This is a genomic window from Streptomyces achromogenes subsp. achromogenes, assembly GCF_000720835.1.
In the GTDB taxonomy this organism is placed as follows: Bacteria; Actinomycetota; Actinomycetes; order Streptomycetales; family Streptomycetaceae; genus Streptomyces; species Streptomyces achromogenes.
This window is the reverse complement of the sequence record NZ_JODT01000003.1, coordinates 198,760-219,491: the sequence shown is the minus strand read 5'-3', so window position 1 is coordinate 219,491 and position 20,732 is coordinate 198,760. Positions and strand designations below refer to the sequence as shown.

The following is a 20,732-nucleotide window of genomic DNA, read 5'->3' as shown; positions in this document are numbered from 1 at the left end:
GCGAGTTCCCGGCGCGCCTATCCGGCGGGGTCCAGGACGACCGGCAGCTCCGCCAGGCCGCGGAAGGCCGGGAACGGCACCTCCAGCCAGCGTGGCCCGGCGGCCGGGTCGGCCAGGGCCATCCGGGGGAACCGGTCGAACAGCAGCGTCAGGGCCAGCTGGGTCTCCAGCCGGGCCAGCGGGGCGCCCAGGCAGTAGTGGCCGCCGTGCCCGAAGCCGAGGTGGGCGTCCTGCGCGTTGCCGGGCCGCCGCACGTCCAGCTCGTCGGGGGAGTCGAACTTGGCGGGGTCGCGGTTGGCCGAGCTGAGCGCGATCTGCACCAGGGCGCCCTTGGGGATCAGGGTCCCGCCGTACTCCACGTCCTCGGTCGCGTAGCGGAACGTCGCGCTCTCCACCGAGCCGTCGTAGCGCACCAGTTCCTCGACCGCCGCGCGGATCAGCTCCGGGTTCTCCCGTACGGCGTCCCACTGCGCGGGGTGGCGCAGCAGATGGTGCACGGCGTTGCCGATGAGGTACGCGGTCGTCTTGTGGCCCGCGAACATCAACAGGAAGGCCGTGGAGACCAGTTCGCTCTGGGTGAGCGAGCCGTCCGTGCCGTCCCGCACCGCGATGAGCGCGCTCAGCAGGTCGTCGCCCGGGCGGCCCCGCTTCGCGTCGATCAGCTCGGTGAAGTACCCGTGCAGGTCCTCCTCCGCCTGCTGCTGGGCCCGCTTGAACTCCTCGCCGAAACCGGTCTGCGCCACCGTGGTGGACAGCCGCTGCATCCGCGACCGGTCCTCGGCCGGCACCCCGAGCAGATCGCAGATCACGGTGATCGGCAGCGGGAACGCGAACGCGGGCAGCAGGTCGACGGGTTCCCGGGCCGGGCACGCGTCGAGCAGCTCGCGCACGATCTCCTCGATGCGCGGCCGCAGCGCCTGCACCCGCCGCGGGGTGAAAGCCGAGTTGACCAGTCTGCGCAGCCGGGTGTGCTTGGGCGCGTCGGAGTTGAGCATGTTGTCGTCGAGCGCGATGGACGAGTCCCCGAAGATCCTCCGGTAGGCGTCCATGGCCCCGTACATGTCCTTGCTCAGGCGCGGGTCCGACAGCGCGGCCCGCGCGTCCTCGTACCGGGTGATCAGATACGTCTCGTTGCCGTGCGGCGGTCTCATGGGGCAGACCGGCGCCTCGGCGCGCAGCCGGGCGTACACGGCGTGGGGATCGCGGCGGAACTCGGGAGTGCACCGTTCGGCCGCGGCGACGGCCTCCTGCGTGGTGGTCACGGACGGCTCCTCAGGTCGAAGAGGGCTTGGGCGTTTCCGCCGAGGATGAGCTGCTGGGCCGCCTTGTCGAGCGGCAGCTTCTCGACCATGTGGACGAAGTCCTCCAGCGGCGCGGCCATCGGCGGCGAGTCGGTGCCGAACAGCATCCGTTCCGGCCCCAGCACCTCCGCGTTCAGGCTCAGGTGCGCCGCGCTGAACGGACTGGTGTCGACGTACATGCGGCGCAGGGCGGCGACGGGGTCGGGGGACGGGGGGAGGGCGGGGGCGGTCTCCGGGGGAGCGGTGGCTCTGTGCGGACCGGGTCCGGTGTGCGTACCCGGGGCGCCGGACCTGCCGGAGGCCGGGGCGGTACCGGCGGCCCCCGGCGCCCCGGAGGCCCGCGGCCGGCCGGCACCGGGCGCGCCCCCGGCCCTACCAGTCCCATCGGCTCCACCAGTCCCACCGGCCCCGCCGGGCGCGCCCCCGGCCCAGTGCCGGGGGCGCGCCGCGGTCTGCAGCCGCTCGGGCAGCAGCGCCAGCGCGCCGCCGCCGGTCGCGCCGATCAGCCGCAGACCGGGGTACTTGTCCAGCCACCCGGCGAACGCGATCATCGCCATGCCCAGGGTGACGTCGCCGAAGCGGCCGATCTGCTCCACGAACGGTGTCTGCCCGACCCGTTCGGTGCCGGCCGGTTCCGCCGGGGCGTGCACCAGGACCGGCACCCCCGCCTCCGCGGCCAGCGCGAAGAACGGGTCCGCGCGCGGCGAGCCGAGCAGCTCCCCGTGGACGCTGGAGGTGGTGATCAGACCGACGAACGCGGGGTCCGCCAGGGTCTCCCGCACCCCTTCCAGGTGATCGTCGTCGCCGAACGGGTTGGCGTACACATAGCCGCGCAACTGGTCCGGGAACCGGCGGATCAGGCCCGACATCCAGGCGTGGAAGGCGCGCAGCCGGTCGCGTGGCTGCGCGTAGTTGTCCACGCCGGGCACCCGCGCCATCGCCCCGGCCCCGACGGGACTGCCGATGATGGTCAGGTCGATGCCGGCCTCGGCGCGGGCGGCGAGCATGCCGTCGACGTCGGTCAGCGCCGGGGGCATGGGGAAGCGCTCGGCGGCCTCCGGTGGGGACAGGTGCCCGTGGATGTCGATGATCACGTGTCGGTTCCCGGTTTCGGTCTCAGTGCGCGGGTGATCGCGGCACAGTCCTGGTCGCCCAGTCCTTGCTCGGTGGCGCGGACGTGGGTCTCCGCCGCGGCGGTCGCCAGCGGCAGGCTCAGGCCGGCGGCTGCCGCCTGCTTGGTAGCGAGCATGAGGTCTTTCGCCATCAGCCGCAGCCGGAAGTCCGGCTCGTCGAAGCGGCCCGCCGCCAGCCGCCGCGACTTGAACGCCATGACCGGCGAGGCGAAACCGCTGCCCGCGACGGTCTTCAGGACCAGCTGCCGGTCCAGTCCCGAGGCCTCCGCCAGCTCGGTGGCCTCGGCCAGCGCCTGCACCTCGATGCCCATCAGCAGGTTGAGGAGCAGTTTCATCCGCATGCCGGAACCGAGTGCGCCCAGATGGACGACGTCCTTGCCCAGCGCCCGCAGCAGCGGTCCGGCGGCGGCGAACGCCTCCGGCGTGCCGCCGACGAACAGCCGCAGCTCGCCGTCGCGGGCGTGGTCGCGGTTGCCGAGCATGCCCACGTCCAGCGCGGCGGGCAGGTCCCCGGCGATCTGGACGATCTCCTCGGGGGCGACGGTGCTGGCGCACAGCAGCGTGCCCGGGTAGGGACCGTGGGCCAGCACGCCGTCCGGTCCGCGCAGCACGGTGCCGAGGGCCTGGCCGTCGGCCACGACGCAGATGGCGGCGCTCGTTCCCGCGACCGCCTCGGCGGGGTGGGCGGCGACGTGCGCGCCGGCCTGGGCGAGCGGCGCGGTCCGGTCCGGAGTACGGTTCCAGACCCGGACCGGTATGCCCTGGTCGAGCAGGCGGTGGGCCAGTCCGGCGCCCATCGCGCCGAGGCCGAGCACGGCGACGGGGCCGTGGGCGGTGCGCGTCATGACGTCACCCCCCGGGTCTCCTTGACGACCCGGTAGCGCAGCGACTGCCGCTGGTCGACGAACTCGCGCAGCGGCGCGACCAGTTCACGGTGCTCCTCGCTCTGCTGCCAGGCGAAGAACTGCTCGGCCGACTGCCACTCGCTGGTGATCACCCACTGGCGGGAGTCGTCGACGGGGCGGCCGAGCCTTTCCACGATGTGGCCGGGGGTGCCGGCCACGGACTTCCGGAGCTGTTCGTACAGGTCCAGAAAGCCTTCTTCACGGCCTTCGATGACGCGGACCGCGAAGACGACGCCCAGCTTGTCGGCCGATCGGCCCTGGTGGTTGGTGCCCATGTCTCCTCCTGGGTGAGATCCGGTGGGACACGACTCCCACGGACTCATGTCGCCCGTACGGCCGCAACTCCGAACGGGGGAGGCCCCAGTGGGCACAAGGGGTGCACGCTGCGTCATTAGTCGGTTCGGGTGAGTGGGGGGCTGGTCGGGGCCCGGTCGCGGCGCCACCGGGACGGTCCACGGACGAGGCTCTCCGGTATGCCCCTTTCGAGTGGCGAGGCGTTTCGGCCCGCTCCGTGCGCGCCGCCCGGCCGAAATCCGGGTGCGCGGGTGCCGCCGGGCGTGTCAGGCTCCGCCGGTGGACCGTGAGGAGATCTCCAGGCGCGCTCACGCGGATCATCCGATAGCCGCGCCGCTCGACGACGACGCGGTGCGCGGGCTGCTGGACCGGGCCCTGCCGCACGACGGCGGACGCGTGCTCGACCTCGGCTGCGGCGGCGGGGAGTGGCTGCTGCGGGCCCTGACCGCGCGCCCCGGGCTGCGTGCCGAGGGCGTCGACCTCTCCGAGCGCGCGCTGGCGGACGCCCGCCGGGCCGCGGGCCGGCTCGGTGTCGAGGACCGCCTGGTGCTCCACCGGGAGGACGCCGCCCGGTTCACCGCCCCGCAGGCCTTCGACCTGGTGCTGTGCGTGGGGTCCAGCCACGCGTTCGGCGGCCTGCTCCCGGCCCTGGCGGCGGCACGCGGGCACCTCGCGCCCGGCGGACGCGTCCTGGTCGGCGACGGGTACTGGGACCGCGAGCCCTCCGCCGAGGCCGTCGCGCTGCTCGGTGACCTCGACGACCTGCCGACCACGCTGGCCCGGGTCGGCGCGGACGGCTGGACACCGGTCCACGGACATCTCAGCACCCGCCGGGAACTGGACGACTACGAGTGGGCGTGGACGGGGACGCTCGCCTCCTGGGCGCTGGACCACCCCGGCCACCCGGACAGCGCCCAGGCGCTCGCGACGGCCATGGCCCACCGCGACGAGTGGCTGCGCGTCTACCGCGACGCCTTCGGCTTCGTCTGCCTCGTCCTGCGCCCGACGACACACTGAACGCCGGGGCATCGCTGACACCGGCTCCCGCTGACACGAAGCCAGGCGCAGGGCTGGGCCGGCCGGGCGGGAGCCCGGTGACGCCACGACACTTCATGAGCCGGGACGATGCCGCCGGGACCGGCCATTTCCTTTGACGGTCATGGCCCTCTGGTTGTCGTCAAACACCGCGCCGACCTGGACGGGATCGCGGCCATGGCCCGCCCGCTGCTGCCCGCCCGGATACAACTGTCCCGGATCGGCCCGCCCCACCCGCAGGTACGGCTGCTGCTCCCTGCCCCGCACTTGCCACACCCCTCCAGCCCCCTGTGCCGGGCGGCGTAGACGGAATCGTCTCCTCCGCGCGCTGACTGCTGCCGCACGAAAAAGATCCTCAAGTCCGGCTCAGAAAAAGGATCACCTGCTTGTAGCAGACATAACTGTTCCGTAGTGTCCCGGTTGCCGCCCGTGACCACGGCGGATATCAGAAGAGGGGGGATACACATGAATCTCGGTATGCGCCGGACTGCCATGGCATCCGGTACCGCACTGCTGCTCTGCCTGGGAACCGTGGGCACCGCGATCGCCGATGGGGAGCTTCCCGCACCCGCGGCAGACGCCTCGGAGCGGCCCGTGTCCACCGATGACATAGCGGCGCAGGACGAAATCGACATCAACGACCGGACCGGCTGGGAGAACGGCGAGGTCACCAGCGTGGTGACTCCGCAATACTGCGACGGCCCGCAAACCTGGATCGAGATCACGTCCAAGAAGAACTACCACGTGCCGTCGTGGTGGAATGGCACAAGCTACAAGGACGGTCCCGGCGGCAGTATGACCGTGAGCGTCACCAAGGCCGGCACCGTCGGCATGGAAATATCAGCCGGAGCGGAAGCCGAGGCTGACGCAGTGCTAGCCAAGGTCAAGGCGAGCGTCAGTGTCAAAGTGGTCGGAAGCGTGACGATCACCACCGGTCACACCTATAGCCACACCATTTCCAGCCGTAAGTACGGCCACCTGCAATACGGTTCGTGGGGCTATAAGGTCTCATGGAAGAAGTGGCGGCGCAGAGGCAGCGGCTGCGGCAGCCCGACCCTCGTCACGAGCGGCACGGCTACCCTTCCGACGAAGGAAACAGGCTGGAAATATTGGGAGACCTCCTCATGAGGCCGGTGCCTGTATGGCTGCTCGGCATCGCCTTGGCCCCGATGCTGTGCCTGACGGCTTGCACATCCGACAACGACCCGGCACCCGGCCACGCTGCCACAACGTCTCCTCACGCAAGCGCGGAACCCTCCGGGGAGAAGAAGCTCACCGCGCAGGCGCAGTCGGCATTGGACGCGGTCACCGAGCAGGGTCAGTCCATGGTTGAGTCGGGTGTGGAACGAGTCTCCGACGGGGTACACACCCAGCCCGACCTCCCGGCAGGACGTTCCTACAAGCTGACGGTGGTCTGCGCCGGTAAGGGAGAAGCGCAGATCGTCATCACTCCGAGCAAAACTGTGCCGAAAAAGGCCGTACCCTGCGATCGCTCCGTTGTCTTCCAACGCTTCACCGGCGGTAAGGACGTGCGCATCGATGTCGAAGGTGATGCCCGGGCAACCGGAATGATCGCCTGGCGGATCAACACCATCTGAGTCGCTATTCGGGGCTGCGTCTCCGGCCGGAGACGCAGCCTCTCACCGCTACCGCCCACGACACTGCGCGTACGCTCCGCTGGGCCGGACGCCAGCACCGCGTCGAAGGCGGTATCCACTGGCGCCACCAGCCAGACCCACCGCACCCTCGTCCTAGCCTCGCGTTCTCCGGCGACACCGTGCTGGTCAGCTTTGTCGCGGGCTGTGGCGTAGGCGGTAGCCGCCCGGTGCATGTCGCCGTGACCCCCACCGGCTCCACGCCGCCGTCCTGGGCGGCCTCGCCATCCCGCCCGTCACCGAACGCGTGCTGTGGCGCCTGGAGAACAGCACTCCGCACCGTGCCGAGATCCTCGTCCTCACCGAGAAGCGGCCCTCCTGGCAGCACTTGGTGGAACAGGCCGGCTGGCCGGACGCCGACGGCGCCGGACCACTCATCGCCGACTACACACCGCTGCGCAACACCGCACCGCCGACGAGGAGTTCGCCTTCCGGCTCACCGCCAACCCCGTTCAGACCGTGCAGCGCCCCGACAAACCCAGCGAACAGCAGACGCAACGTCTGAAGATCCTTGCCGGCGCTCAAGAAAAGCGGCGCGGCTTCCGCGTCGCACACCGCACCGCCGCACGACAGCCCGCCTGGCTGCTCGCCCGTGCCGAACGCCACGGCTTCCCCATCCCCGCGGCCCGCACCGCCTCCGCCATCGATCTGGGAACCTCTGCCCCGGCCGAGCCTGCCGCCGGGCCGGCGCCCGCAGTCTCCCTCATCGCCCGGGAGACCCAGCGCTTCGCCAAGAGCAAGAACGCCCCCGCATCACGCTCTCCTGCGCCACCTTCCAGGGAAGGATCAGGGTGACGGACCCCGAGGCACTGAGGGCCGCCCTGCTGGGGGGCGTCGGGCCCTCCAAGGGCTACGGGCAGGGCTTGCTCACTCTCGGCCCGCTCCCGCCGGAGGCACCCCATGCCTGAACCCTGGTGGCGTACCGGCCCCCAAGACGTCCACAGGATCGAGGACCGGGTCTCCAGCCTGTACGTCGAACGCTGCCACATCGACCGGGACGACAACGCCATCGTCCTGATCGACAAAGCCCGCATCGTTCACGTACCGGTCGCCTATCTGGTTCGCCACCCGGCCCAAGGAACGGGTCGCCGTCGCGCGCCGTATGCACGACCTGCGCTTCCCCGGCGAAGACACATCCGCGCTCACCCTCCAGCAGCTCCGCGGACGCGAAGGCACCCGCGTCCGAAGACACTACGCACACCATTCCGAACGCACCGGCGTCCCCTGGACCAAGCGCGAGTACAAGGCCGGAGACGCCTTCGCCGCCGACGACGACGTCAACCGTCTGCTGTCCGCCGCCAACTCAACATTTGCCACACGGTCATCACCGGCATCGGCGCCAGCCCCGCCCTCGGCTTCGCCCACACCGGAGCCACCCTGTCGTTCGTCCTGGACATCGCCGACCTCTACAAAGCCGAGTTCACCATCCCCCTTGCCTTCGACCTCACCACACAACGCGACGCCCACACAGCCCTGCGCGAGGCCGTCGTCCAGCACAAGCTCCTCGCCCGCATCGTCCTGACATCAAACAACTTCTTGTGCCCGACGAGGGTCACCTGCCCGAGACCGATTTCTCCGGCCTGTAGAACGAAGGTGAAACCGTGGTCAGCGCCGGTCGGAACTGGAGCGATCCCTTCAGCCCGGACCACCACATCGACGTCATCCCGCCCGCCCCCGAAAAGGAAGACGGCAAAGGACAGGGAGCGAACGAATGAGCGCGGGCACCACGGTCCTGATCCTGATCGCGGCACCAGGAGGCGGCCGCACGCCCACACTCGGGGACAGGGTCGTAGACGAAGGAGCGCGGGCAGCGTCCGGTACGCCCGCATGGTCGCGGTGCGGCGCCGTGCGCCGTCGTCGGCAGCGATCAGCCGGGCCGGGTGCTGGCATGCATGTGGGCCCAGCCGTAGCCGAGCTGAGGCGTCTTCCGCTGTTCCTACGCCGGATGCCGTCTTCCTCGGGCACGATCGAGTGCGGCCGGACGAAGGCAGAGCGAAGGGCCTGAGGCATGGGCGGAGGAACGCGGTGGCCGGGGCGGTTGTACGCGTTGACGGTGCTGCTGGCCGTGACCGGAGTCCTGTGGGCATGGGGTGTTGACCGGGTCGACGACATAGGCAAAGTGATCGGTGTGGTGGCCGCACTTCTCGGCTTGCCGCCGCTGGTGGTCACCGCTTTCCGGCTGCGGTGGGGAACGTCGGCACCCGGCGGTGTGTCACTGGCGGAAGCCGTGGACCTCCTGGCAGAGGCGACGCGACGCCAATGGGAGGCAGAGAGCCGGGTCCGCAGACTGAACGACCCCTACCCTTTGCCGGTCGCCTGGAATGCGGCCGGCCCTGACGTGACGGAGGACTGGCGCTTGTTGCGCACCTTCGCCGAGCAGGCCCCCGGTGGACCGTCGAACGACCGATGCCACTGGGTCGATGGCTCCGAGGGGCTCAGCGGTTCGGGAAAGGACATCGAGGACGTCTTCCTCCAGCGGATCCCCACACGCCGACTGGTCGTGCTGGGTGAGCCGGGATCCGGCAAGACGATGCTGCTGATCCGGCTCCTCCTTGCGCTGCTGCGCCCTGACTACCGCGAGTCCGGCGGGCCGGCACCGTTCCTGTTCGCCCTGGCGTCCTTCGACCCGACACGTCAGGACCTGCGTACGTGGATGACCCAACAGCTGGTTCAGGAGCACCCGGAGTTGCGCGCCCCTGTCGAAGGAATCGGCACGGGGTCCGGGCCGCGGGACGGCTCCGTGGCCCGAGCCCTGGTGGAGAGCGGACGGGTGATCCCGCTCTTCGACGGTCTCGACGAAGTGCCCCGTGCTTTCCGCACCCACGTTCTGCAGGCGGTCAACGAGGCATTTTCGTCCCATGAACCGCTCGTTCTGTCCAGTCGTACTACCGAATACGGGCAGACGCGCGTACCGGCATGGGACGCTCCCGCCGTACGGTTGAACGGAGTCGCCGGGATCGTTCTCCAGCCCTTGGGCGTTGAGGAGGTCATCAAGTATCTGGCCAGGGATGCCGGGGACGGACACGGTGCGAGCACCGGACGCTGGTCCAGGGTCGCGAACGTCCTGCGAGACGACCCCCACTCGCCGCTGGCAAAGGTGCTGAGCACTCCACTCGGGCTTTTCCTGGCCCGCACCATCTACAACCCGCGTCTGGGGGAATCAACTGGCGCGGTCCCGCACCCCGACGACCTCCTTTTCATCGACCGGTCGTCACGGAACACCGTCGAAGCCCACCTGTTCCGCGTGTTCGTACCCGCTGCCTACCGCCCCCATCCCTTCCACCCCTGTCCCTGGAGTCTGCGGCAGGCCGAGCGTTACCTCACCTTCCTGGCCCGACACCTGCAGAGCAAGCTGGCGGGCAGGCCCCACCTTGCCTGGTGGCAGATTTCGGCGTCCTTCCGCAATCGCCATCTGATCCTCGCCCCGGGTGTCGCCGGCCTGCTCATAAGCCTGCTCGCCGGTCTCCTTCTGGGATGGCCGGCGCTGGGTGGCGGTGTCCTGGTGGTGGCCCTACTGTGTGCCAGTACCGTCGTAGGAACCTTGTTCAGCCCCGTGTACGAGTACTCGGGACCCAACACCCGGATCGGCTGGCTGCCCAACCCCTTCGTCGCGGTAGGAGCCGTCTGCGGCCTCGCAGCAGGGCTGGCACTCGGCCTGCCGTTCGGCCTGCGGAACGCGGTCACGACCGGTCTGGCGGCCGCGTTGGTCGGCGGCCTCGCGGGAGGGTTGAGCGCCAACGTCCCCACCACCTCCGCCGTGGACAGCCCGCGCGACCTCCTGGCCGCCGACCGCCGCGCGTTCATCGGCCTGTGGAGCACCGGCGCTCTCACCGCCGGCCCTGTGTTCGGGTACGGCACCCGCCCGTGGCTTGGAGCCCTCTGCGGTCTGGCCTTCGGCACGTTGCTGGCCACCGGCGGAGCACTGTGGTGGCGCTACAGCGTGGCACGCCTCCTGCTGGCCGCCCGCGGACGACTCCCCTGGCGCCTCATGCATTTCCTCAACGACGCCCATGTGCATCGAGGAGTCCTGCGCCGCGTTGGGACCGTCTACCAGTTCCGCCACCTCACGCTGCAGCGTTATCTGGCGCACCCGGAACACCCCTCAGGCGAACGGGCAGCCGGCGCTCAACGGTCACCATGAAATGCGGAGGGCACGGCCACGGATGCCTTTGCACGCCGCGATCGTCCCCGGGGCATAGGGAGCTGCGGCTATGGAAGGCTCCACACCGAACGCTTCTCCAAGGCCGTAGAACAACTCGGCCCAATCTCCCCAGCGGTTCGACTCGGTGGCGTCCACGCCTTGGCCGGCCTCGCCACGACGCTCACAGGGGAACATCGAACGCGCCCGCGCCCGCAGGGAAAGGGCATCCGCTGGGGGACGCCCCCCGGCCTCCGCAGCTTGATCAGCGACTTCAGCGAGGGCGTCAGGTTCTCGCACCCCGGGCGATGCGGAACAGTACGTTCGGACGCAGCGGTCCGTCGGGTGCGCAGGGGTCGTCGAAGTCGTCGGCCGGGTCGCGGATCATGCCGATGCGGCGCATCACCGCCTGAGAGCGGTGGTTGGTGGATGTGGTTACGGCGAGGATCTCGGGAAGCCCAAGGGTGTCGAAGCCGTAGGCCAGGACCGCCCGCGCAGCCTCGGTGGCATAGCCCTGGCCCCAGGCCGAGCGGGCGAGGCGCCAGCCGATCTCCACTCCGGTGAACGGCATGCCGTCATCCACCGGATCCAGGCCCGCGAAGCCGATGAACTCGCCCGTGCCCCGAACCTCAACAGCCCACCAGCCATAGCCCCGCCGGTCGAAGTCGGCCTGGTACTGCGCCACAGAGGCATCGCTCCGGTCACGGCTGAGCAGGTCACCCAAGTGCTCTCGCACCTCGGGATCGGCGTTCATAGCCGCCCACGGTTCAAGGTCGGAGTCACGCCAGCGACGCAGGAGGAGGCGATCAGTATGCAGTTCGGCCATACTGCCCAGCCAACGTGAGCCCTCCCCCCGAAGCAATCCCGTTTCCGCGGTGCGACACCTCATGCAGAAGGGACCTCAACGACTCGCGCCGAAGATCGGACGAAGCGACGCCCGCCCCGGCGAACCTATGCGGTCACAACCGTCACACACGTTCCCTGACGTACCGTGGTCGTCGGCGCACACGGACGAAACAGGCCGGAGTCTCCCTCCCGGCGCTCGCGGAGCGAGCCGCCCCGCCTGACCCCGTGCCTGTCGGGGCCGACCGCTCGTCGGTGAGGAGAGGGGGCCGCCGCCACCCCGGCCGACACGGCACTGAGAAGATCGTCCGCGACCGTGGGTGCACCCGACCGGAAGGAAGCGACGAGATCATGTGTGTCATCGTGGCCGGTGGCCTGATGGAGGCGTTCGGATGACCGGCACCGCCGAACCCGTCCTGCTGCGCACGGAGGGACGGGCCGCGTACCTCACGCTCAACCGGCCCAAGGCGCTCAACGCCCTGAACCATGTCATGGTCCGCCGGATCGGCGAGGCCCTGACCGCGTGGGAACACGACCCGGCCGTGGAGACCGTCGTCATCACCGGCGCGGGGGAGCGCGGCCTGTGCGCGGGCGGCGACATCCGCGCCGTCCACGACGACGCCCGCGACGGCGACGGCACCGCCTCCGCCGCGTTCTGGCGCGACGAGTACCACCTCAACGCCCGCATCGCCCGCTACCCCAAGCCCTACGTCGCCGTCATGGACGGCATCGTCATGGGCGGCGGGGTCGGTGTCTCCGCGCACGGCGCGGTCCGCGTCGTCACGGAACGCTCGCACATCGCCATGCCCGAGACCGGTATCGGCTTCGTCCCCGACGTCGGCGGCACCCACCTGCTCGGCCGCGCCCCCGGCGAACTGGGCACCCATCTCGCGCTGACGGGAGCCGTGTTCGGTGCCGGGGACGCCCTGCTCTGCGGGCTCGCCGACCACTACCTGCCGTCCGAGTCCCTCCCCTCCTTCCTGGCGGACCTCGCCGCCCGCCCCGTGGCCGACGCCCTGGCCCGTCATGAACAGCGGCCCCCGGGTGCGTCGTTGTCCGGTCAGCGCGCCTGGATCGATGCTTGTTATGCCGCCGGCACGGTCGAGGAGATCGTCGCGCGGCTGTTCGCCCACGGTGGTCCGGAGGCGAAGGAGGCGGCCGAGACCCTGCTCGCCAAGTCGCCCACCTCGCTCAAGGTCACCCTGACCGCGATCCGCCGCGCCCGGAACCTCGGCTCGCTGGAGCGGGTCCTGGACCAGGAGTACCGCGTCTCCTGCGCCGCCTTGGACAGCCCCGACCTGGTCGAGGGCATCCGGGCACAGATCATCGACAAGGATCGTCGTCCGCGCTGGTCCCCCGCGACCCTCCCCGAGGTCACCGACACCGCCGTGGAACGGTTCTTCGCCCCGCTCGGCGACCGCGAGTTGGGGCTCGGGGGCAACGGAGACGCAGACGGCCCGCGCTGAGCACCGTGCCGGGGCGGGCGGCGCCTGTCGCCAACTCCCGCCGAAGGCACCGGACTTGAAAGCACGCCGAGCAGCTGGGCCCCGGAGGAGCACGGCCAGGTGTGCGTGCTGCCGTTCGCGGACCGGCGGCCGTACCGGTGTGGCCGCGTACTTCCGCACCTGGGACCGGGGCAGGATATGACAATGGAGTCGGTCCCGTCGGCCGAAACGGCCGGCCCGGGCCGTCGCGAGGGGTCCGGATGTCTTGGAGGAAGCCGTGCCGCCCAGTCTGCTCGCCGTGTTCGCCCACCCGGACGACGAGGCGCTCCTCGCCGGCGGGATCCTCGCCCGGTACGCCGCCGAGGGCGCCCGTACGGCCGTCGGCACGGTGACCTGGGCGCCCGGCAGCCCGCGCGCCGGTGAACTCGCCGACTCCCTGGCGGCCTTGGGCGTCCCCGGACCCCCGCGCCTGCTCGGCTACGCCGACCACCGGGTCCCGGCCTCCGCCCCCGGCCGGCCGCGCTGGTGCGACGCCCCGGTGGACGAGGCCGTCGGACGGCTGGTCGCCCACATCCGGGAGGTCCGGCCCGGGATCGTCCTCACCCATGACGCCTACGGGCAGCTGACCGGCCACCCCGACCACCGGCACACCCACCGGATGACCCTGCTCGCGGTGACCGCCGCCGGGCTCGGGCAGCTCTACCCCGAGACGGGCGAACCCTGGCGGCCCGGCGCCCTGTATCTGGCGACCCACCCCCACTCGGCCGTGACCGAGCTGGGTGAACTCCTGGACGGAGTGGGCAAGTCCGTGCTGAGCGTGCCCGACCCGCACGTCACCGACACCGTGGACGTACGGCCGTGGCGGGAGCGGAAGTGGGCGGCGATCCAGGCCCACCGCACCGAGGTGGCGCGGGACCGGTCGCTGCCCGCCATCCTCGCCCGCCTCCCGGAGGAGACCCGCGACCGCCTCCTGGGCACCGAGTACTACACCCGCGTCGGCCTCACCGACGGCGCCCACCTGGTGTGACGGCCCGCCGACGGCAGCTCAGCCGCCGACCAGGGCGGTGAAGCGGCCGACGTCGATGTTGCCGCCGGAGGCGATGACCCCGATCCGCCGCGGGAGGCGGTCGACGCGCCCGGCCAGCAGCGCGGCCAGCGCGCTGGCGCCGCTCGGTTCCAGGACGATCTTCAGGCGTTCGAAGGCGAACCGCATCGCGGTGACGATCTCGTCGTCGCCGACCACGGCGATGGCCTCGACCAGCCGCTGGTTGACGGGGAAGGTGAGTTCGCCCGGGGTGGCCAGCGCCTGGCCGTCGGCGATGGTGCGGGGCACCGGGATGGTGACGCGCGCGCCGGCCGCCAGGGAACGCCTGGTGTCGTCGCCCGCCTCCGGTTCCACGCCGACGATCCGGATGCCGGGGTGCAGCGCGGTGGCGGCGGTGGCGCATCCGGCGATGAGGCCGCCGCCCCCCACCGGCACCACGAGGGCGTCCAACGGGCCGGTCTCCTCCAGCAGTTCCAGGGCCGTGGTGCCCTGGCCGGCCATGACGTGCGGGTGGTCGTAGGGCGGGATCAGGGCCAGACCGCGGTCCTCGGCCAGGGCGTGACCGAGCGCGGTGCGGTCCTCGGTGTAGCGGTCGTAGGTGACGATCTCCGCGCCGTATCCGACGGTCGCCTCCCGCTTGGAACGGGGAGCGTCCTCGGGCATCAGGATCACCGCGTGGGTGCCCAGTTCGCGGGCGGCCAGCGCGGTGGCCTGGGCGTGGTTGCCGGAGGAGTAGGCCGCGACACCCTTCGCCAGCTGCTCCGGGGGGAGTTGGGCGATGGCGTTGTAGGCGCCGCGGAACTTGAAGGCGCCGATCCGCTGGAAGTTCTCGGCCTTGATGAACACCTCCGCTCCGACAAGGGCGTTGAGCGTGCGGGAGGTGAGGACGGGGGTGCGGTGGGCGACACCCTCGAGGCGGGCGGCGGCCTCGCGGACGTCGGCGAGCGTGAGGGGCGGTGCGGTGGCCATGTACAAGTCCTTCGGGCGACGGGACGGGGAAGGGGGGACTGAGGCGGTCACCAGCCGGAGACGCGCGGCCAGTACGCCTCGATCGCGGGGGGCGCCGACGTACCGCGGCCGCTGTCGACGACGTGGTAGCCGTGGTGCTGGGCGGCCGTGGCGCAGGCGTGGTTGGGCAGGACGCGCAGCCGGGTGCCGATGGGCAGTTCGGGCAGGGCCGCGCCGTCCCGGGCGGTGAGGGTGCCGTGCTCCTGGCTGGCGGCGGTCATGACCAGGCCCGGGATCAGGGTGCCGGACAGGTCGGTGACCAGGCCGTAGCCCTGGTCCTGCGGCTGGGCGGCGGTGCCCCGGTCGCGGGACAGGGCCATCCAGCCGCCGTCCGTGACGATCCACCCGTACTCCGGACGGTGCCCGATGACGGTGACCACCACCGACAGGGCGATGTCGGCCGGCGCGCAGACGCCGAGGCCCGCCATCACCAGGTCGAAGAAGACGTAGTTCCCGGCGCGCAGCTCGGTGACCCCGGTGAGGTCGTCGGCGGCGTGCGCGGTGGGCGTGGAACCCACGCTGACGGTGCGCACCGGCAGGCCGGCCGCGCGCAGCCGCCGTGCCGCCGTGACCGCCGCGTCGCGTTCGTTCCGGGCCGCCGCGCGCCGCTCCTCGGCGGTGAACGCGGAGTACGACTCGCCCGCGTGGGTCAGGACGCCGTCCAGGCAGCCCGCGTCGTGCAGGACGCGGCCGATCCCGGTGAGGCCCGGCGCGTCGGGCTTGAGGCCGCCGCGATGGCCGTCGCAGTCGATCTCGATCAGCGCGGGCAGGGCGAGGCCGGCCTCCCGGGCCGCCGCGGCGACGAACTCCGCCTGCTCGGTGCTGTCCAGCAGGACGCGCAGCGTGACACCGCGCCGCACCAGGGCGGTCACGCGCGGGAGTTTGCGCGGTTCGATGCCGACGGCGTAGGTGAGGTCGCGGTACCCCGCGTCGGCGAACGCCTCGGCCTCGGCGAGGGTGGAGACGGTGACCGGGCCGGGCGTGCCGTCGTGCAGGAGGGCGGCGGCGTCCAGGCTCTTGGCCGTCTTCACGTGCGGGCGCAGGCCGACCCCGAGGCGGTCCGCCCGGGCCCGCAGCCGGGCGATGTTGCGCCGGGCCCGGTGCGCGTCCACGACGGCGAACGGTGTGTCGGGGTCGGCCAGGGTCCGGACGGCGGTGGGGCGGACGGCGGCGGGGGAGAAGGCGGTGCTCATGGGCGGGTGACCCCTCACTTCGCGTAGTTGTAGACCGTCGCCCGGGACACGCCGAGCAGGTCCGCGATGGTCTGCGCGGCGTCGCGCGAGTCGAAGTAGCCGTCGCGCTGCAACTGCCGTACGAGGGCCCTCTTCTCCTCCCGGCTCAGCGAGCGCGGGGTGGCGGCGCGCTCGGCGGCACGGGCCTCCACCGCCTCGCGCAGCTCCCGCGCGGTACGGTCGCGCAGGGTCTCCAGGGGCCGCTCGCGGTGCTCGGTGTCCGTCGCCACGAGGTTGGACAGGGCGAGGGTGACGGGGGAGAGCACGGACACGTCGAGGTTCAGGCACAGGGCGGCGACGTACTCGCCGGCCGCGTTCTTGATGCCGATGGACGTGCTCTTCGCCGGGCGGCCGTCGGGGAACCGGTTCGGGTAGTTCTGCACGACGCCGGGGTAGTCCGGGTCGGAGATGCGGGCCAACCCCAACTCCGTTGCCGGATCGCCTATCTGACGGCCCGACAGGTTGTTCTCGATGGCGCGGATTGCGTGCTCCGGGTCGCGCAGGTCGTGCAGCACGACCTCGCACAGACCGGGGAACATGCGGCCCAGCGCGACCGCGATCTTCTCCGCCTCCTTCAGGAGGTGCTCGTCCGCGTCGTGCTCGTCCGTGGCGTCCACCCGGTGCTCCATGGGTCTCCCCGTCGGCCTCGACATACGGTCTACTTCTGGACGAGGAGTCTAAGTTGTGTGATGTCCGCTGTCCAGGGGATCCGGGCCGCACCGCCGCCGGACGTCAACTACCCTCCGTACCGGCAGGTTTCGCACACGGCACGTATCGACGAGGGGGACGCATGGCAGACCGGTCCAGCGGGGGGCGCCCGAAGTGGCTGCGCCGCTTCCACCAGCCGGAGCCGGGCGCGCCGCGGCTGCTGTGCCTGCCGCACGCCGGCGGCTCCGCGAGCTTCTACTTCCCCGTCTCCAAGGCGCTGTCGCCCGCGGTGGACGTGCGCGCGGCGCAGTACCCCGGCCGTCAGGACCGCGCCGAGGAACCCTTCGCGCACTCCGTCCAGGAACTCGCCCAAGGGGTGTTCGACGAGCTGGACGAGTGGGAGCGGACGCCGCTGGCGCTGTTCGGGCACAGCATGGGTGCCTTGGTCGCCTTCGAACTGGCCCGGCTGCTGGAGAACGCCGGCCGGCCCCCCGCGGTGCTCTTCCTGTCCGGCCGCCGGGGCCCGTCCGCCGAGCGGGCCGAGAGCCTCCACCTGGACGACGACGCGCGGCTCATCGAGGAGGTCGTCCGGCTCGACGGCACCGACGCGGCCGTCTTCCAGGACGAGGAACTGCTTCAGCTGGTGCTGCCCGCGCTGCGGGCGGACTACCGCGTCGTGGAGAGCTACCGGCCCACCCCCGGACCACGACTGGGCTGCCCCCTCGTCGTCCTGACGGGTGACGCCGACCCCAGGGTCACCCCCGACGAGGCCCGTGCCTGGGCCCGGGAGAGCGACGGCCCGTTCGAGTGCCACGTCCACCCCGGGGGCCACTTCTACCTGGTCGCGCGGCAGCAGGCCGTCCTGGCCGGGATCGAGACCGCGCTGCGGCGGTTCGCGCCCGGCGCCGGGGCGGCCCGCTGAGCGCGCCGGGCACATGCGACGGGCGGCACCGGTGGAGACGGTGCCGCCCGGCGGGAGGGTGTCAGCCCAGGATCTTGGCGGACTCGATGACCACCGGCTCGGTGGGGACGTCCTGGTGGCCCTGGCGGCTGCCCGTCTTCACGCCCTTGATGGCGTCGACGACGTTCTGGCCCTCGGTGACCCGGCCGAACACGGCGTAGCCCCAGCCGTTCGGGGTCTTCGAGGAGTAGTTCAGGAACGCGTTGTCCGAAACGTTGATGAAGAACTGGGCCGTCGCGGAGTGCGGGTCGCTCGTCCGCGCCATCGCCACGGTGTAGTTGTCGTTCTTCAGCCCGTTGTCGGCCTCGTTCTGGATCGGCGCCAGGGTGGGCTTCTGCTTCATGTCCTGCGTGAAACCACCGCCCTGGATCATGAAGTCGTTGATGACCCGGTGGAAAATCGTGCCGTCGTAGTGGCCGCTGCGCACATACGCCAGGAAGTTCTCGACCGTCTTGGGCGCCTCGGCGTCGTTCAGCTCCAGCACGATCCGGCCGGCGCTGGTGTTCAGCTCGACTGTCGACATGAAAAAATCTCCTCATTCCGGTGGGACTCGCCCACGCTACAGGTACGGCCCGGCCGGCCGTTCTCCGGTGCGACCGACGGGCACGCCGGTCGGACGGCCCGAGGGCCCCATGGAATATACGACCACAGAGCACCCGTACGACGCTGCGGCGCCCCGGGCCCCGGGCGGCCATCCGGGTCATGGCGAGGTGCGCGGACGGCCCCGGGCATCAGGACAGCCGGGGCGCGTCGCCGGGGACCGGGGGCAGCGCCAGATGGGCGAGATCGCCCGGCGGCGGCGTGGTCACCGGCCACAGCGGGGCGGCCTCCCCGTCGGCGAGCGCGGCCGGCGCGTCGGTGAGGTTCATCCGCTCCCGCAGCCGGCCGTAGAAGTCCATCGGACCGAGCCGGACCGCCTTCAGCCGGCGCGGAGCGGCGTACACCCCGATCCAGTCCCCGGGGCCGAGCACCCCGCGCAACTGGCCGTCGATGCTGACCGCGGCCCGCCCCGACCCCTGGAGCACCCGCAGCGCGACGGGCTCGTCCGGCGCCGCCACCACCGACCGGTTGAACACCATGTGCGGCGCGACCGGCGTGAAAATCAGACCCTCCGCGCGGGGCGACACCACCGGGCCGCCCGCGGCGAAGCTGTACGCCGTGGACCCCGTGGGCGTGGCCACCAGCAGCGCGTCCGCCGAGTACGAGGCCAGCAGCCGGCCCGCCAGATACACCCCGACCGACACCTGCCGGTCGCGGGAGAGCTTCTCCAGGACCACGTCGTTCAGCGCCGTCACGTCCAGGGCGACCCCCCAGTCCCCGCCCGCCTCGCACTCCGTGCGCACCGGCGGCGGAGGCAGCAGCGGCCCGCGCCCGTAGCTCAGCAGCGCCTCCATGTGCGCGGGCACCTCCAGCCGGCAGGACGCGCGCAGGGTGAGCAGCATCCGGTGCTCCACGTGGATCCGGTCCTCCTGTACGGCGTCCAGCGCGGCCCGGACCGCCGGGGCGGGCACCTCGGTGAGGAAGCCGACCCGGCCCAGGTCGACACCGAGCACCAGGGCGTCGTTCTCGGCGGCCAGGCGGGCACCGCGCAGGAACGTGCCGTCGCCGCCCAGGGTGACGATGAGGTCGGGATCGCCCGCGCTGTCCAGCTCCTCGCGGGCACTGTGCCGCGCGCCCGCCCGCCACACGTCGATGTCCGCGCAGCCCACCCCGCGCCCGGCGCACCACGCGCGTACCTCGCGCGCGGCGGCCACCGCCTCGGCGCGCCCGCCGTGCACGACCAGGCCGACACGGTTCACCGTCATACCCGCACACCCGCCTCCCAGCCGGTTTCCTGCCCGGCGTCATCCTCGCCGCCCCCGGCACCGGCCCGGCGCGCGCCACGCCGCCGGGCGGCACCGTCCCCGCGTGTGCCGCGCGGAGGGCCACCGTCCCGGGGGCGTGTCGTACGGGAGTCGCCCTTCCCGGGGGCCTGCCGTACGGAGAAGAGCAACTGTCCCCGGGGTGCGCCGTGCGGAGAGTCGCTCTCCCCACGGTGTGCCGGGCGGAGAGCCGCCGTTTCCCGGGCGTGCCGTGCCGAGGGGCACCGTCCCCGGAGCCTGCCGTCCGGAGAGGAGCCGCCGCCCTCGGGGCGTGCCGTCCGGAGAAGAGCCGCCGTCCCCGGGGTGTGCCGTACGGAGAGCCGCCGCGGAGTGCCGGGCGGTGGCGCTCACTCCCGGTCGTCGTCCTCCGCCGCGAGGAACGGCTCCAGCACCGCCAGCAGCGCCTCCGGACGGTCCAGCGGGATGATGTGGCCGCAGTCCGGGATCACATGGCCGGTCAACCGGTCGGCGTACGGCCGCAGTTGCCGTTCCAGTGACCGGCCCACCGGATGGGCGCCGAGAGTGAGTGCCGGCACGGTGAGACGGGCCCCGGACACCGCCTCCCGGATCTGCCGGGCACCGGCGGGCAGCGCCCGGTAGGGGCCGAACGCCGCGCGCAGCGCCTCGCCGCCGGTGTAGGCGCGGACGAACTCCGCGCGGACGTCCGGCCGTACACCCCGGCCCAGCGTCCCGCGCCGGAGGAACCAGTCGACGTACGCCTCCTCGTGCCCCACCAGCACCGACTCGGCCAGTCCGGGCACCGCGTGGAACCCGAACCACCACGGCGGCCCGGCCGCGAGGAACTCCTCGGCGCCCGGCAGATCGCCCAGCAGGGACTCCATCAGCACCAGCCGCCGTACCAGGCCGGGCCGCCGCATGGCCAGCAGGAACGCGGGCGGGGTGCCGAGGTCGATGCCGACCACGGCGGCCGGTCCCGCGTCGAGCGCCTCCAGCAGGCCCGCGGCGTCGGCGGCGAGGGTCGCGGCGTCGTAACCGTCCGCCGGCCGGTCGCTGTCGCCGAAGCCGCGCAGGTCCGGTGCGATCACCCGGTACCGGCGGGCCAGCGGCCCGATGACCTCGGTCCACAGCCGCCAGGTGTGCGGGAAGCCGTGCAGCAGCAGCACGGCCGGACCCGAGCCCGCCGTGGCGACGTTGAGTCCGGTCCCGTCGACGGTGACCCGGCGCAGCCGCACACCGGGCAGGGAGGTGACAGTCATGAGAGACCTC

The 20,732-nt window shown here is 72.0% G+C and carries 19 protein-coding genes and 1 pseudogene; 8 read left to right on the top strand and 12 right to left on the bottom strand.

Annotated elements, in window-relative coordinates:
• Positions 1–17 precede the first annotated feature (17 nt).
• From IH25_RS0104525 to IH25_RS0104510, 4 genes are read right to left on the bottom strand one after another with little or no spacing between them, the layout of a single operon-like run.
• Positions 18–1,262 (bottom strand): cytochrome P450 family protein, encoded by a 1,245-nt coding sequence (locus IH25_RS0104525; RefSeq protein ID WP_030603211.1) that lies wholly within the window; start codon positions 1,260–1,262, stop codon positions 18–20.
• On the bottom strand, positions 1,259–2,395 hold the full coding sequence (locus tag IH25_RS0104520; protein ID WP_030603208.1) for an amidohydrolase family protein: 1,137 nt from the start codon (positions 2,393–2,395) through the stop codon (positions 1,259–1,261). Before IH25_RS0104520 ends, IH25_RS0104525 begins: the two co-directional genes overlap by 4 nt.
• A complete protein-coding gene (locus IH25_RS0104515; RefSeq protein WP_030603204.1) occupies positions 2,392–3,279 on the bottom strand; it encodes an NAD(P)-dependent oxidoreductase in 888 nt (295 codons plus the stop codon). Before IH25_RS0104515 ends, IH25_RS0104520 begins: the two co-directional genes overlap by 4 nt.
• On the bottom strand, positions 3,276–3,614 hold the full coding sequence (locus IH25_RS0104510; RefSeq protein ID WP_030603202.1) for an antibiotic biosynthesis monooxygenase family protein: 339 nt from the start codon (positions 3,612–3,614) through the stop codon (positions 3,276–3,278). The genes IH25_RS0104515 and IH25_RS0104510 overlap by 4 nt, the downstream gene beginning before the upstream one ends.
• A 298-nt stretch (positions 3,615–3,912) precedes the next feature.
• Here IH25_RS0104510 and IH25_RS0104505 point away from each other — a divergent pair, with 298 nt between their 5' ends.
• From IH25_RS0104505 to cas6e, 4 genes and pseudogenes are all read left to right on the top strand, one after another.
• Positions 3,913–4,650, top strand: a complete 738-nt coding sequence (locus IH25_RS0104505; protein WP_030603198.1) for an SAM-dependent methyltransferase — start codon at positions 3,913–3,915, stop codon at positions 4,648–4,650.
• Between the two features lie 483 nt (positions 4,651–5,133).
• The gene (locus IH25_RS0104500; protein WP_245172688.1) at positions 5,134–5,796 is read left to right on the top strand and encodes a hypothetical protein; all 663 of its coding nucleotides are present in this window, start codon (positions 5,134–5,136) and stop codon (positions 5,794–5,796) included.
• Between the two features lie 5 nt (positions 5,797–5,801).
• The gene (locus tag IH25_RS42100) at positions 5,802–6,266 is read left to right on the top strand and encodes a hypothetical protein (protein WP_245172687.1); all 465 of its coding nucleotides are present in this window, start codon (positions 5,802–5,804) and stop codon (positions 6,264–6,266) included.
• Between the two features lie 268 nt (positions 6,267–6,534).
• Positions 6,535–7,231, top strand: a pseudogene (cas6e, locus tag IH25_RS39010) (type I-E CRISPR-associated protein Cas6/Cse3/CasE).
• Between the two features lie 283 nt (positions 7,232–7,514).
• Here cas6e and IH25_RS43175 read toward each other — a convergent pair.
• Positions 7,515–7,820, bottom strand: a complete 306-nt coding sequence (locus IH25_RS43175; protein ID WP_030603189.1) for a hypothetical protein — start codon at positions 7,818–7,820, stop codon at positions 7,515–7,517.
• Between the two features lie 556 nt (positions 7,821–8,376).
• Between IH25_RS43175 and IH25_RS0104480 the strand changes: the two genes are divergently transcribed.
• Entirely contained in the window at positions 8,377–10,464 is a 2,088-nt protein-coding gene (locus tag IH25_RS0104480) for an NACHT domain-containing protein (protein ID WP_245172696.1), read from the top strand.
• Between the two features lie 283 nt (positions 10,465–10,747).
• On the opposite strand, the gene IH25_RS0104475 is transcribed toward IH25_RS0104480, so the two are convergent.
• Positions 10,748–11,287 carry a GNAT family N-acetyltransferase gene (locus IH25_RS0104475; RefSeq protein ID WP_030603183.1) on the bottom strand — a complete coding sequence of 180 codons (540 nt, stop codon included), beginning with the start codon at positions 11,285–11,287 and terminating at the stop codon, positions 10,748–10,750.
• 409 nt (positions 11,288–11,696) lie between these two features.
• Here IH25_RS0104475 and IH25_RS0104470 point away from each other — a divergent pair, with 409 nt between their 5' ends.
• On the top strand, positions 11,697–12,770 hold the full coding sequence (locus IH25_RS0104470) for an enoyl-CoA hydratase/isomerase family protein (protein WP_030603180.1): 1,074 nt from the start codon (positions 11,697–11,699) through the stop codon (positions 12,768–12,770).
• 256 nt (positions 12,771–13,026) lie between these two features.
• A complete protein-coding gene (locus IH25_RS0104465) occupies positions 13,027–13,776 on the top strand; it encodes a PIG-L deacetylase family protein (RefSeq protein WP_030603177.1) in 750 nt (249 codons plus the stop codon).
• Positions 13,777–13,794: 18 nt separating this feature from the next.
• Here IH25_RS0104465 and IH25_RS0104460 read toward each other — a convergent pair whose 3' ends face one another.
• Genes IH25_RS0104460 through IH25_RS0104450 form a run of 3 tightly spaced genes read right to left on the bottom strand, consistent with a single transcriptional unit; the run spans position 13,795 to position 16,663 of the window.
• Positions 13,795–14,763: a threo-3-hydroxy-L-aspartate ammonia-lyase gene (locus tag IH25_RS0104460; protein WP_030603175.1), complete on the bottom strand. Its 969-nt coding sequence runs from the start codon at positions 14,761–14,763 to the stop codon at positions 13,795–13,797.
• A 47-nt stretch (positions 14,764–14,810) separates the two neighbouring features.
• Entirely contained in the window at positions 14,811–15,995 is a 1,185-nt protein-coding gene (locus IH25_RS0104455) for a DSD1 family PLP-dependent enzyme (protein ID WP_030603172.1), read from the bottom strand.
• 14 nt (positions 15,996–16,009) lie between these two features.
• Positions 16,010–16,663, bottom strand: coding sequence for a helix-turn-helix transcriptional regulator (locus IH25_RS0104450; RefSeq protein ID WP_030603169.1), 654 nt, complete (start codon positions 16,661–16,663; stop codon positions 16,010–16,012).
• Between the two features lie 161 nt (positions 16,664–16,824).
• On the opposite strand from IH25_RS0104450, the gene IH25_RS0104445 reads away from it, so the two are divergent.
• On the top strand, positions 16,825–17,604 hold the full coding sequence (locus tag IH25_RS0104445) for a thioesterase II family protein (RefSeq protein ID WP_030603167.1): 780 nt from the start codon (positions 16,825–16,827) through the stop codon (positions 17,602–17,604).
• Between the two features lie 61 nt (positions 17,605–17,665).
• On the opposite strand, the gene IH25_RS0104440 is transcribed toward IH25_RS0104445, so the two are convergent.
• From IH25_RS0104440 to IH25_RS0104430, 3 genes are all read right to left on the bottom strand, one after another.
• Positions 17,666–18,166 carry a peptidylprolyl isomerase gene (locus IH25_RS0104440; protein WP_030603165.1) on the bottom strand — a complete coding sequence of 167 codons (501 nt, stop codon included), beginning with the start codon at positions 18,164–18,166 and terminating at the stop codon, positions 17,666–17,668.
• A 208-nt stretch (positions 18,167–18,374) separates the two neighbouring features.
• The gene (locus IH25_RS0104435; RefSeq protein WP_030603164.1) at positions 18,375–19,448 is read right to left on the bottom strand and encodes an NAD(+)/NADH kinase; all 1,074 of its coding nucleotides are present in this window, start codon (positions 19,446–19,448) and stop codon (positions 18,375–18,377) included.
• 404 nt (positions 19,449–19,852) lie between these two features.
• Positions 19,853–20,722 (bottom strand): alpha/beta fold hydrolase, encoded by an 870-nt coding sequence (locus IH25_RS0104430; protein ID WP_030603162.1) that lies wholly within the window; start codon positions 20,720–20,722, stop codon positions 19,853–19,855.
• Between the last annotated feature and the right edge of the window lie 10 nt (positions 20,723–20,732).

Coding starts and splice junctions, on each gene's coding strand:
- IH25_RS0104440 (WP_030603165.1), bottom strand. CDS start 18,166: ATGTCGACAGTCGAGCTGAACACCAGCGCCGGCCGGATCGTGCTGGAG.
- IH25_RS0104510 (WP_030603202.1), bottom strand. CDS start 3,614: ATGGGCACCAACCACCAGGGCCGATCGGCCGACAAGCTGGGCGTCGTC.
- IH25_RS0104460 (WP_030603175.1), bottom strand. CDS start 14,763: ATGGCCACCGCACCGCCCCTCACGCTCGCCGACGTCCGCGAGGCCGCC.
- IH25_RS0104500 (WP_245172688.1), top strand. CDS start 5,134: ATGAATCTCGGTATGCGCCGGACTGCCATGGCATCCGGTACCGCACTG.
- IH25_RS0104445 (WP_030603167.1), top strand. CDS start 16,825: ATGGCAGACCGGTCCAGCGGGGGGCGCCCGAAGTGGCTGCGCCGCTTC.
- IH25_RS0104515 (WP_030603204.1), bottom strand. CDS start 3,279: ATGACGCGCACCGCCCACGGCCCCGTCGCCGTGCTCGGCCTCGGCGCG.
- IH25_RS0104430 (WP_030603162.1), bottom strand. CDS start 20,722: ATGACTGTCACCTCCCTGCCCGGTGTGCGGCTGCGCCGGGTCACCGTC.
- IH25_RS0104435 (WP_030603164.1), bottom strand. CDS start 19,448: ATGACGGTGAACCGTGTCGGCCTGGTCGTGCACGGCGGGCGCGCCGAG.
- IH25_RS0104475 (WP_030603183.1), bottom strand. CDS start 11,287: ATGGCCGAACTGCATACTGATCGCCTCCTCCTGCGTCGCTGGCGTGAC.
- IH25_RS0104455 (WP_030603172.1), bottom strand. CDS start 15,995: ATGAGCACCGCCTTCTCCCCCGCCGCCGTCCGCCCCACCGCCGTCCGG.
- IH25_RS0104450 (WP_030603169.1), bottom strand. CDS start 16,663: ATGGAGCACCGGGTGGACGCCACGGACGAGCACGACGCGGACGAGCAC.
- IH25_RS0104470 (WP_030603180.1), top strand. CDS start 11,697: ATGACCGGCACCGCCGAACCCGTCCTGCTGCGCACGGAGGGACGGGCC.